This is a genomic window from Leisingera coralii (assembly GCF_049056525.1).
GTDB classification, from domain to species: Bacteria; Pseudomonadota; Alphaproteobacteria; order Rhodobacterales; family Rhodobacteraceae; genus Leisingera; species Leisingera coralii.
The window spans coordinates 1-11,473 of sequence record NZ_JBHUPT010000023.1 but is presented as its reverse complement, the minus strand read 5'-3'; the positions used below and the strand labels follow the sequence as shown (position 1 = coordinate 11,473).

The window sequence follows — 11,473 nt, the reverse complement described above, 5'->3', positions numbered from 1 at the left end:
CGACCACAACAGGGAGAAAACGATGAAGAAACTGACCAAACTGCTGACCGCCACCGCGCTGACCGCGGCTGCCGCCCTGCCCGCTGCGGCCGAGGTCTGGGACATGCCGATGGCCTATTCGGCCTCCAACTTCCACTCGGCCACCGGTGCTGAGTTCGCTGAGTGCGTGACCACCGGCACCGGCGGCGAGATCGAGGTCAAGACGCATCCGTCGGGCTCGCTGTTCAAGGGCGCCGACATCAAGCGCGCGGTGCAGACCGGCCAGGCCCCGATCGGCGAGCGGCTGCTGTCCGGCCACCAGAACGAAAACGCGCTGTTCGGGTTTGACTCGATCCCGTTTCTGGCGACCTCCTTTGATGACAGCGACAAGCTGTGGAAGGCCGCCAAGCCGGCCATCGAGAAACTGCTGGCCGAGCAGAACCTGACCCTGCTTTATGCCGTGCCGTGGCCGCCGCAGGGCCTCTACTTCAAGAACGAGGTGAACTCGGTCGCCGACATGAAGGGCATCAAGTTCCGCTCCTATAACAACGCCACCTCGCGCCTGGCGGAGCTGACCGGCATGCTGCCGGTGACCATTGAGGCGGCTGAGATCAGCCAGGCCTTCGCCACCGGCGTGGCAGAGTCGATGGTCTCCTCCGGCTCCACCGGGTATGACCGCAAGGTATGGGAAAGCCTGAACTATTTCTACGAAGTGGATGCCTGGCTGCCGCGCAACTACGTGTTCGTGAACTCCGACGTTTGGAGCGGCACCTCCGAGGCGAACCAGAACGTGATCAAGGGCTGCGCCAAGCTGGCCGAATACGCGGGCAACTGGCGCGCCAAGGAGTACACCGGCTTCACCCTGCAGGGCTTGCGCGATGGCGGCATGACCGTGGGTCCGGCCTCCGACCAGATGGTGGGCGAGCTGAAGGAAATCGGCGTCACCATGACTAATGAATGGCTGGAAGCGGCTGGTGAAGAAGGCAAGGCCATCGTCGACGCCTTCCACGCCGAGTAATCAGACAGCTTGATGCGGGCGGCGCGAAAGGTGCCGCCCGTATTCTCATAAGAATAATGCCGATGGGGATGCTATGACTGTGCTCAGGGGGCTGCGCTCCGGACTGGATTTTCTATACCTCGCGGCGGGGGTGCTGGCCGCCCTCTGCCTGATTGCCATTCTGGGGCTGATCGTTGTCCAGATGCTGGCCCGCTGGACCGGTGAAGTCTTCCCCGGCGCGCCGGACTATGCAGGTTACGCGATGGCAGCGGCGTCCTTCCTGGCCTTTGCCAATGCGCTGAACCGCGGCAGCCATATCCGGGTGTCGATCCTGCTGAACGTCGTGCCCGAAGGCTTCCGCCGGGTGCTGGAGATCTGGTGCTTTGGCATCGGTACCGCGGTGATGTGGTACTTCTGCTTCTACGCCTACCGCTTTGTCTACTGGAGCTGGAAGTTCAACGATGTCAGCCAGGGCCAGGACCGGACGCCGCTGTGGATGCCGCAAAGCGCCATGCTGATCGGCGCGGTCATCCTGGCCATCGCCCTCACCGACCACCTGATCCACGTGATTTTCCGCGGCGACCACCGCATCACCCGGGATCTCGAAGATCAGAGCCACGCGGAGTAAGGGCACATGGAAAATATCTCAGTCATCATCCTGTTCCTCTTCGTGCTGTTCACCCTGCTGGGCACCGGCGTCTGGGTCGGCCTGGCGCTGATGGGCGTGGCTTGGGTTGGCATGGAGCTGTTCACCACCCGCCCCGTCGGCGACGTCATGCTGACCACGGTCTGGTCGGCCTCCTCCAGCTGGACCCTGACCGCGCTGCCGATGTTCATCTGGATGGGGGAAATCCTGTATCGAACGCGATTGTCCGAGGACATGTTCAAGGGCCTCTCCCCTTGGATGGCACCCCTGCCCGGCGGGCTGGTGCACACCAATATCGTCGGCTGCACGGTGTTTGCCGCGGTCTCCGGCTCCTCCGCCGCGACGCTGACCACCGTGGGCAAGATGTCGATCCCGGAACTGCGCAAGCGCAACTACCCGGAGCGCATGGTGATCGGCACCCTGACCGGTGCGGCAACTCTGGGCCTGATGATCCCACCGTCGCTGACGCTGATCGTCTATGGCGTCACCATCAATGAATCGATCACCAAGCTGTTCTTTGCGGGCATCCTGCCAGGGCTGGTGCTGGCGGCGATGTTCATGGGCTACGTGGCGATTTACTCCAAGGTCGGCAAGGACTGGAACCCGGACCAGGAGAGCAAGCTAAGCTTTGCCGAGAAGGTGAAGAACTCCCGCTTCCTGGCGCCGGTGATTGCGCTGATCATCGTGGTGATCGGCTCGATGTATCTGGGCTTTGCCACCGCAACCGAAGCGGCGGCATTCGGGGTCATCGGCTCGCTGCTGCTGGCGCTGTCGCAGGGCTCGCTGAACTGGAAGACCTTTACCGAAAGCCTGATGGGCGCCACCCGCACCAGCGCGATGATTGCACTGATCCTGGCGGGCGCGGCGTTCCTGTCCTTGTCGATGGGCTTTACCGGGCTGCCGCGCGGGCTGGCCGATCTGATCGCAGGCTGGGAGCTGACCCGGTTCGAGCTCTTGATGGTGCTGCTGGTCTTCTACATCGTGCTGGGCTGCTTCCTCGACGGTATCTCCTCGGTGGTGCTGACCATGGCGGTGGTGGAGCCGATGATCCGCCAGGCGGGCATCGACCTGATCTGGTTCGGCATCTTCATCGTGGTGGTGGTGGAGATGGCGCAGATCACCCCGCCGATCGGCTTCAACCTGTTTGTGATGCAGGGCATGACCCATCACGAGATGAGCTATATCGCCCGCGCCGCGATCCCGATGTTCCTGATCATGGTGCTGATGGTGTTTGTTCTGATCGCCTTCCCGGAGCTGGCGACCTATCTGCCCAACAACCTCAGGCCGGGACCGGTCTAGAACCATGATGAAAGCGCTCGCCTTTGCCGCCCGGCACGGGCGGGCCGCTTTGGTCCTGGGGCTTTTGGCCGGGCTGTTGCTGCCCGGCCTCGCCGCGGCCCTCCAGCCCTGGCTCCCTGAAATGGTGGCCGGGCTTTTGTTCCTGAATGCCTACCGGATCGGGCTACGCAAAGCCGCAGGCGGGCTGGCGGATGGCATCGGCACCCTCAAGGCCATTGCCCTGCTGCAGATGGGCCTGCCGCTGCTGGCACTGGGAGCGGCCTCGCTGTTCGGCGTCGCGCAAACCCCCGCCGCGGTGGCGCTGATCCTGATGCTGAGCGCGCCATCCGTCACCGGCAGCCCCAATATCACCGCCCTGATGGGGCACGCGCCCGAGCCCGCCTTCCGCCTGCTGATCACAGGCACCGCGCTGATGCCGCTGACGGTGATCCCGGTGTTTCTGCTGGCCCCCAGCCTGGGCGATCTGAGTGACGTGCTGCGTGCCGCCGGGCGGCTGATCGGGGCCATTGGCCTCACCGTGACCGCGGCCTTCCTGCTGCGCCGCATGACGCTGCCGGAGCTGCGCCCGGATCAGGCCAGGGCCATTGACGGTCTGACCATGATTGCGCTGGCGGTGATTGTGGTGGGGCTGATGGCGGCGCTGGGGCCTGCACTGCGCAAGGATCCGCTGCTGGTGCTGCAATGGCTGGGTTTTGCGATGGCCGCCAACCTCGGCCTGCAGGTGCTGGTGTTCGCCGTATTGCGCCGCCGCGCGGGCAGTGGCGCCGTGCCAGTCTCCGTGGTCGCCGGCAACCGGAACTTCGCCCTCTTCCTGATCGCCCTGCCCGCAGCCACGACAGACCCGCTGCTGATCTTCCTCGGCTGCTACCAGATCCCGATGTATCTGACCGCAATCCTGATGAAACCGCTTTACGGCCGCCAGGACGTCAGGACAGGAACGTAACCCCGGGCATCCGGCGGATCAGCTCGGTATCGGCCAGGTAGGTTTCGCCCATCGCATCCACCAGCGGCTGCGACCAGCCCGGCAGATCGATTTCCTCCTCCACCGCGTCCTCGGAATGGAAATACGTCAGGAACAGCGCATGCACCCGCTCGCGCTGGTCCTCCGACAGGCCGGGACGGCTGGCAAGATAGGCCTCCAGCCGCTCATATCCCTCCTCCGAAATGATGCCGCGGGTGATGTCCAGCTCGCCGCTGAAGCGGAATGTGTCACCCAGGCCGGTCACGCGGCTCAGGATACTGGGCCAGACCACCGGGGATTCCTCGTTGCACCAAACGGTGATGCGGCAGCCCGGGTTATGCTCCTGGATATCCGCGACCACATCGGACCAGCGCAGGTTCAGAAAATCCGTGCCCCCGGCAAATTGCTCCCAAGTTCTGCCTGACTGCGACTTGAACACCGGTCCGATCAGGGTCGCCGGGTCGCGCAGACCCAGGAAAAACTCGCACGGGTTGCCGGGAAACGCCGCCCGCAGGGCCGCGGTGTTCCTGCCTGCGTTGCGGAACAGCCGGCCGCCGCTGAGCATCCAGCTCGGCCCGCCGAGAAAGCTCGAATTGGTCAGAATGAGGCGGGACACCTCCTGATCCTTGATGATGGACGCCAGCAGTTCCTCGCGCTCCTGATCCGTCACCGGCTCCTTTTCCTGCTTGCGCATCAGCTTGGTGACGGCGGGCATATAAGTGCCCGGACGGCGGATCATGACGCCGCGCTCCAGCAGCGGCTGCGCATCCTTGCGCAGCGACCAGGTCAGCTGGCCGTTGTCGGTATTGGGGGCCCCGATGTGAAAGGCGAGGGTTATGTCCCGCATGGTGCTGTCTGCCTGGTTCATTGTCTTGTCCGGTCGCTGCCCGGTGTCCTTTCCGCGGTGCCCTGGCGGCCCGCCGTGCCGCTGCCTGCGCGGGCTAGAGCCGCGCCTTCATCCGGCGGAAGAACCGGTCGTCCCGCTGGTGCAGAATATAGTCGCAGACCCGCTGCGCAAGCCGGGGATGGCCGCGCTCCAGCGCTAGGTTGGCCAGCTCCCGCTGAAACCGGGGAAAGCCATGCCGCTTGCGCAGCAGCCGGTGGAACCGGTGCGGGGTCAGCTCGCCGGCGATGGCGCCGCGGGCGATCTCCTGCAGGATGCCCATCTGCTGCAGCGAGGAGCCCAGCCGGTGCCCCAGCAGCGGGCAGCGCCAGAAGGTGACATTTGCACCGGTGAACCGGGCTGCATGGGCGGCATCCGGCGCCGCATAGGGGTCGAACATGATATGCACATCGCCTGCCGCCTGGCTGGCCAGCGCCGCATCGCCGAAGGGGCCGGAAAAATCCCGGTCCCAGACCTTCTTGTAGCGCATTTCCCAAGGCACCAGGGTCTTGTCGAGGGTGGATTGCGGGCTGATCGCAAATACCGTGGACCCCGGCGCCGCCGCGGCATAGGCCGCCGCCGCATAGCCGCCCATCGAAGCGCCGTAGAACACCACCCGTGAAAACCGGTCAAAGAAACCGCTGTCGCGCAGTTCCTCGAACTTGCGGCTGACTTCCTGATGGCGGAACCAGGTCCAGCCGTTCGCCATCACCCCCAGCATCGACCAGCCCTGCGCCTCGATGAAGCTGAACCCCCAGGGCCGCCGGTCGTCGCGCTTGGTCATCGCGATATCGAGGTTGTCGAAGGTCACCACCAGGGTCCCGCCGCGCGGCATGAACAGGAAGGAATGCTCCTCCAGCTCGTCAAAGAAACCTTCCTTGCCGGCCAGCTGGCGGGCCACCCGGGACCACTCGCCCGTGGGCGGCAGCACCTCCTGCGGTTCGGCGGAGAGGATGGCCAGGCCATTCTTGCCCGCCTCCGGCGGCAGCAGCGTGTTGCAGCTGCCATAAGCCTTGAGGAACGGGTAGCTGCCCGAACCTTTGCGGATCTCGATCACCAGGCGGCTGAGCGGGTGCAGCGCCTGGTCCAGCAGCGGTTTGATATTCTGGATCTTGTGGCGGACGCCAAAGCTGTTCAGCGCCAGGATCACGTCATAGCTGCCCTGCCCGCGCGGCTGGCCGGCAACTCGGATTGCATCCCGGTCCACCCCGCCCCGTTCGAGCCGGGCCAGCCAGTCCTGGAACTCAGCTTCATCCGGCGGCTTGGGCGCGCCCTTGCGGTCGAGGCTGACAAAATCAATGCTGCAGCCATAGCGCTGGTGCAGAAGAATGCACAGCTCAGGGGCCTGTCCGTTCACGTCGGCAACGGTGCGGACGTCGTCCACATCCAGCGACGGCAGAACGCCCTTCAAGTCGAAGTCTTCACCAAACATGCGTCAACTGTCCCCCATGGGCCTGCCCACGCCATACCCGAAAAGGGTTAAGGATCCGGGTACCACTCACGTCCCCTGCCCGGCACGGATCAGGACGGTGGAGTATTTGCCGTGCTTGGCCAGCACATCAACTGCGCCAAAGCTCTTCATCGCAGCAATGCCGCCAGAGCTTTTGCGGATATCCAGCACAATACCGCCGCCCTCGTTGATCTGGTTGCGGAACAGATCCTCGTAGGTGCCGACCGGATAGTGGAACCCGCAGGATGCCAGGCTGATGACCAGATCGAAACGGCCCAGCGCCGCGGTGTCTTCGGTGCTGGGGTTGATGGTGGTGATCTTTTCCGCTGGCACCCCGTTGCTTTCGAGGAATGCGCGGGCGGTCGCCAGGCTGGTGAAGCCTGCGCCTGCGCCCTTGAAGCCGAAATGGCGGCCGTTGCCCTCTTCGATATCGATCAGCACGATGTCGCAGCCGTAACGGCGGTGCAGCAAGAGGCTGGCAAAGGCGTAGCCGCAGCCGATATCGGCGGCCCGCTTGGGCGCGATGGGATCTGTAGCCTCAAGAAAGAAATTGCATTCCCGTTCGGCAATCCGGATCGACTCCTGCAGGATATGGTCCCGCTGTATCCGGGCTTCCGCCAGTAGCAGCGCCTCGTCGCCTGCCATCCAGTCCCTGAGGGTCTGACCGGAGCTTGCCAGTTCGGAACGCTGCAAAAGGAGGTTGGCCACATCCCGGTCGCTGAACATCGAAAAATCCAGCGCGGACGGGTCCACCGCCTCCGCGGCGGCCTCTTCCGGCTCGGGAGCAGGCAGCAGCAGGTGGCGGGTTTTCTCCGCGTTGATCCCGTGCTTGGCTAGCAATTCATGCACATAGCTGCCTTCCGCCGGCACGCCGCCGTATTTGGCAGCAATGTTGCGGAAGCGGCGGCCCCAGAAATGGATCGACAGGGTATCGCTGCGGATGTAGCCCCGCGCCTGGTCCGGGCGGTTCGGGTTGAGCACAACGCCAGCCCGCTTGAACGGCACCGGATAGATCACATGGCCGGGGCGGGAGTTGGACACCTCCCCGGTTTCCTGCAGGAACCAGGTCAGCGCATCCGGCCCCCAGACGCCCCAGGGCAACAGCGACACGTGAACCCCCTGCCCAGCATCTTTCAGCGCCTGCAGTTCGGCCTGCTTCCGGGCGCTGTACCAGGGCGGGATGGGATATTCGTCACTGGTGAACTGCAGCATCGCCTTCAGCGTTTTGGAGGTCTTGGGCAGCCGAAGCACGCCGTTGTTGACCATCGGCTTGTTGTCGGAGATCCAGCCGTGGAAATGCTTGCCCTTGATGTCCCAGGGCTGGCAGCAATAGGCATCGGTATCGGCCCAGACATAGTTGGTCTGGCGCAGCATATGCAGCCGGAAGATATCGGCATGATAGGCCGGGCTGCCGGTCTTGGCGTGGCGGATGATGCGGTCAGCGGGCAGGATGTCATTGGCGTCCGCCACCTGCACGCCATCGGGCACGCCTTTGACCTCATCATAGGTGAACAAGATCACCTCATGGCCGTTGTCCAGGAAGGATTGCAGGCAGAGCTGTTCCAGCCAGCTGAGCTCCGGGCCCACCCATAGCGACGCAATGGCCGGAAGTGCCATGATTACTGCCCCTCAAATACCCGTATAATGCAGCCGTTTAACCGCGTTTTTTTGTTAACGGATTCTAGCCCGCCGCCGGAAGGCCTGTCAATCGAAGGGGCCGCGGCGGTCAATGGGTGGTCTCACCGCGCTCTACCGTGAACCAGAAATCGCTGCCCGGCTCCTTTTCGGCGATCTCATCCGGGATCACGCCGGGGCCGCTGAGGAACACATTGGCGCCGAAATGCGCGTGCATCCGCGACAGCTTGCACAGCTTGTCCCCGGTCAGCTCATTAAACAGTTCCAGCATATCGCCCCGGGTCTTCAGCTCCCCGATCTTTTCGCGATGCTTGCGGCAGGAGTACTCATGCGCCGCCGCGATTTCCGGATCCGCCAAGAGCCGCGCCATCTCCGCCTCCAGCGCCGGGATCATGCGCTGGATCGAGCGTTCCTCCTCGGCGTTGTTGTTCATCCGGAACCAGTAGGACAGGCCCTGGTCGCGGTCCACGTGGTTCACCCGGCCGCGGTCGCGCTTGACCAGAAAGCTTTCGGCGCTGCGCACGGCGTAGTGGTTGAGCTGCACCAGATCATAACCGTAAGTGCTCATCGACGAACGCCAGCCATTTCGGAACATCTCCCGCGGCATGTCCCGGCCGGAGCCGTTGACCCAGCGGATGTCCTCCCACAGCTGCGGCTTCAGCCCCTTGGGGCGGTGGACGCCCAGCTTTTTGAAGATGCCATTGTTGCGGAACAGCGTTTTGAAGCCCCAGGCCTGATGCGGCTTGCGGGTCACCTCAAAGGCGCAGCGGGTGAATTCCCGGGTGATCAGATCGCCGGTGAAATCGCGCACGTCGCTATTGCCGAACAGCCGCCAGGTCATCGAGATCATGTTGGCATCGCCCACCGCCTCGAACAGGTCAGCCAGCCGCCCCGCGCCGCATTTGATGTTGATGAATTCATCCACATCCATGCACACCAGCCAGTCGGCGTCCCGGATGACCGGCTCCTCCTCCGCCGCCTGCAGCGCCGCATGCTGCGGCTTCAGATCAGTGCCCCGGAACGGGTTTTCGCGGTGCTGCACGAGCCCCTTCTCCTGCAGCATCTGCAGCATGGTGTCGGTGCCGTCGGTGCAGTCATTGGTGTAGACGAGAAAATCATCCACCCCGATCACCCGGTGATAGGCCAGCCATTCCAGGATGAAGGGGCCTTCGTTCTTCATCGTGGTGACGATGGTGGTCTTTGGCTTGCCGCCGCTGCGCTTGATCGCCTGCTCCTCGGGAATGCGCACGGGTTTGACATTGAAATACCCGGTGGCCAGCTCCAGCAGCTCCGGCGTTTCCACCAGGCTGGTTTTCGGCACGATTTTTGAGACGGTATCGGCTGGGTGGCGCAGGCCCATGCAGCGGTAGAACCGCAGATCATCCGCCGGGTCAGGCTCTGCCCCAACCACGCGGATGAGGCGCCAGATGCAGTCCGCTCCGGTCTTGGCAGGTGCCAGGCACCAGCGAGGGCGCAGGCCGGTGGCGTCAAACTGGGTGCAGATGTGGTCCGCAAAAGCAGCCTCGCTTCCCTTGCGCACCCGCCAGGGATAGCCCTGCACCCCGCCGAGGCGCAGACAGCCGGAAGGCGCCTCCGCCGCGCGGTCAAAAACATTGGGGCCATCGACAGGTGCCAGCAGGTCGAACAGGTCGATATTGGCCACCGCCCGGGCGCGCGCCAGAAAGCGCGCGCGCAGGATTTCGTAGATCAGGAACTCGCCCAGCGGCGCACGCCAAGGGTCGGCGGGCGGGATCTCCATCCGGTCCTTGCCCGGCGCCCCCGGCACGTTGAAGGGATGCGCCTCCTCCGGCAGGCCGTCCTTGCCCAGGGGCAGCCTGGAATGCACCACGACAACCCGCTGCAGCCCCTCGATGCCCGCGGCCTGCTCCTGCAGCGCCTGGATGAACTGGCGGCTCTCCTGCGGCGGAGCCCGGTCCAGAATGACCGCGCCTTGCATACCATGCTGCGCGGCATGGAACCGCAGCCATTCAACCGCCGTCCGGACCGTTTCGCCATTACGCACCGCGGCCAGCACGTTGAGCCCGGTGAACAGCTCCGTCTCGTCCGGGTGCAGGCCGATGCTAAAAAGCGTGCCATCAACGGACACCGCAAGCGGGTTGCTTCCGTTTTTGACCTCAATATCCAGAACAGGCGCCCCGCCAAAGTTGTGCAGGATCGCCTTGCCGGCCGGAGAGGATGTATCGAGCCCCTCCCGCGGAGTTCCGGATTTGAAAAACAGACGGGCCAGGCGGCCATTGCCGCCTGGCATCTCCACGGCATCCAGCAAAACAGCCTGCCCCAATGACAGCGCGCAAAGCTCGCGCTCAAGGATCCTGCTGTCGCGATTCCCGTTTGCTGGACTTGGCATACTGCTGCTTCACGTTATGGCGTTCTTGGCCCCGGAAGCCGTGCCCGGAGCAAGTGCCCTTATAACCGGCCTGCCGATGTGCCGGAACCTGGAAACGCCGCCACCCGCCGCCAAAGCCGCCGGCAGCTGATATTCCCGCAACAAAACAACACGGCGCGGTTACGCAAAGGCTGCCTGTTCAGGCTTGCTTTTCAGGATAGCTGGTGCGCCTGGAGAGAGAACACTCGGACACTCTCTTTGAGGTTTTAGAGGATTAGGAGCGCCATCTTACATCTATTGGCCGTAGCGATCTGAGGTCAATGACGATGAATTCGCGCTAGAATTTCTGTGACCTAGCGGCGAAATCCGCCAAAGCGCGCTAGCAGCGTGAAGCACCGTTTCCGTTGCGTTTGACCTTCGAGGAACGCGCGCATCCCGAAGAAGCGGCCAATGGCGTGCCGCTTGGGGCCTATATCAAGGCCGTGTTGTTTGCCCAGGACCTCTAAAAGGTGCGGCGCTGGAATACGACCCTGTCGCCGGCCCTGAGCCTCTGGGGCGCGTTCTGGCGGCTTTGGGGCAATCTCACCTGTCCAGAAACCTCAATCAGCCCGCCAGTGCGGCAATCCCGGGCACGCTGCCTGTTCACCCCGAAACCGAATCCTAGCTGTGCGAGGCCTGCGCGAACATCGCCAAAATGCGGGCAGCGCTGATCGAAGCGCTTGGCCTGAATGGGGGCCGCGCAGGATCCTGAAGGGCAATCAGCGGATTCATGGCAAGAAACTGGCTCAGCATATGCTAGATGCGCGCGACAATGACCACGTGGAACTGTTCGATCTGCCGTGCCGCCCTTGGTGCGCCCGATCAGACGCCCAGCCCCCTATTTTCAGCCCTGGGCATGAAGCCGTGCGATGGGCTTTCAGGTACGTCGCGCCGATCATGACTGCCGTATGATCCGAGTGTTCAGCAGCCAATTCTTCCATGATCCGCACGAAGACACCCGTATTGCTCCACCGTTTCCAGCGATTGCAGAGCGTTCACCGGGCTTGCGCCGCCCTTCTGGGGCGACGGTCCCGCCTCACTGGGCGGGCCATTCTCTTTCAGCGCATCGGACCAGCGCAAACCACCGCGATTGATGAAGGTAATCCCGCTCAGAACACGTCTGTCATCCACGTGCGGCTTGCCATGGCGCTTGGGAAAGTCCGGTGAGCCTCCCCCAAAGAAGTGGTCCGCCCCTATGATTAGGAAACGGAGGACCATAGATGGCGAGCAAAAGGCC

8 protein-coding genes and 1 pseudogene are annotated in these 11,473 nt (G+C 63.6%); 4 read left to right on the top strand and 5 right to left on the bottom strand.

The window, feature by feature from the left end; translation table 11 throughout:
- Positions 1-22: 22 nt before the first annotated feature.
- The 4 genes from ACFMBG_RS09250 (at position 23) to ACFMBG_RS09235 (ending at position 3,864) form a co-directional block, all read left to right on the top strand.
- Positions 23-997, top strand: coding sequence for a TRAP transporter substrate-binding protein (locus ACFMBG_RS09250; RefSeq protein WP_421054413.1), 975 nt, complete (start codon positions 23-25; stop codon positions 995-997).
- Between the two features lie 73 nt (positions 998-1,070).
- Positions 1,071-1,604: a TRAP transporter small permease gene (locus ACFMBG_RS09245; RefSeq protein ID WP_222480696.1), complete on the top strand. Its 534-nt coding sequence runs from the start codon at positions 1,071-1,073 to the stop codon at positions 1,602-1,604.
- A 6-nt stretch (positions 1,605-1,610) separates the two neighbouring features.
- The gene (locus ACFMBG_RS09240) at positions 1,611-2,921 is read left to right on the top strand and encodes a TRAP transporter large permease (RefSeq protein WP_421054412.1); all 1,311 of its coding nucleotides are present in this window, start codon (positions 1,611-1,613) and stop codon (positions 2,919-2,921) included.
- A 4-nt stretch (positions 2,922-2,925) separates the two neighbouring features.
- Entirely contained in the window at positions 2,926-3,864 is a 939-nt protein-coding gene (locus ACFMBG_RS09235; RefSeq protein WP_421054411.1) for a hypothetical protein, read from the top strand.
- On the opposite strand, the gene ACFMBG_RS09230 is transcribed toward ACFMBG_RS09235, so the two are convergent.
- The 5 genes and pseudogenes from ACFMBG_RS09230 to ACFMBG_RS09210 all read right to left on the bottom strand — a co-directional run.
- Positions 3,848-4,750, bottom strand: a complete 903-nt coding sequence (locus ACFMBG_RS09230) for a hypothetical protein (protein ID WP_421054410.1) — start codon at positions 4,748-4,750, stop codon at positions 3,848-3,850. The two genes, ACFMBG_RS09235 and ACFMBG_RS09230, sit on opposite strands and share 17 nt — an antisense overlap.
- Before the next feature lie 73 nt (positions 4,751-4,823).
- On the bottom strand, positions 4,824-6,197 hold the full coding sequence (locus tag ACFMBG_RS09225) for a hypothetical protein (RefSeq protein ID WP_421054409.1): 1,374 nt from the start codon (positions 6,195-6,197) through the stop codon (positions 4,824-4,826).
- Between the two features lie 66 nt (positions 6,198-6,263).
- Positions 6,264-7,832 (bottom strand): class I SAM-dependent methyltransferase, encoded by a 1,569-nt coding sequence (locus ACFMBG_RS09220; protein ID WP_421054408.1) that lies wholly within the window; start codon positions 7,830-7,832, stop codon positions 6,264-6,266.
- 109 nt (positions 7,833-7,941) lie between these two features.
- The gene (locus ACFMBG_RS09215; protein WP_421054407.1) at positions 7,942-10,218 is read right to left on the bottom strand and encodes a glycosyltransferase family 2 protein; all 2,277 of its coding nucleotides are present in this window, start codon (positions 10,216-10,218) and stop codon (positions 7,942-7,944) included.
- A gap of 820 nt (positions 10,219-11,038) precedes the next feature.
- A pseudogene (locus tag ACFMBG_RS09210) lies at positions 11,039-11,454 on the bottom strand (transposase family protein); the annotation flags it as partial.
- Positions 11,455-11,473 lie beyond the last annotated feature (19 nt).

What these genes read in the sequence shown, in the direction of transcription:
- ACFMBG_RS09250 (WP_421054413.1), top strand. Translation starts at nt 23, where the DNA reads ATGAAGAAACTGACCAAACTGCTGACCGCCACCGCGCTGACCGCGGCT.
- ACFMBG_RS09245 (WP_222480696.1), top strand. Translation starts at nt 1,071, where the DNA reads ATGACTGTGCTCAGGGGGCTGCGCTCCGGACTGGATTTTCTATACCTC.
- ACFMBG_RS09240 (WP_421054412.1), top strand. Translation starts at nt 1,611, where the DNA reads ATGGAAAATATCTCAGTCATCATCCTGTTCCTCTTCGTGCTGTTCACC.
- ACFMBG_RS09235 (WP_421054411.1), top strand. Translation starts at nt 2,926, where the DNA reads ATGATGAAAGCGCTCGCCTTTGCCGCCCGGCACGGGCGGGCCGCTTTG.
- ACFMBG_RS09230 (WP_421054410.1), bottom strand. Translation starts at nt 4,750, where the DNA reads ATGAACCAGGCAGACAGCACCATGCGGGACATAACCCTCGCCTTTCAC.
- ACFMBG_RS09225 (WP_421054409.1), bottom strand. Translation starts at nt 6,197, where the DNA reads ATGTTTGGTGAAGACTTCGACTTGAAGGGCGTTCTGCCGTCGCTGGAT.
- ACFMBG_RS09220 (WP_421054408.1), bottom strand. Translation starts at nt 7,832, where the DNA reads ATGGCACTTCCGGCCATTGCGTCGCTATGGGTGGGCCCGGAGCTCAGC.
- ACFMBG_RS09215 (WP_421054407.1), bottom strand. Translation starts at nt 10,218, where the DNA reads ATGCCAAGTCCAGCAAACGGGAATCGCGACAGCAGGATCCTTGAGCGC.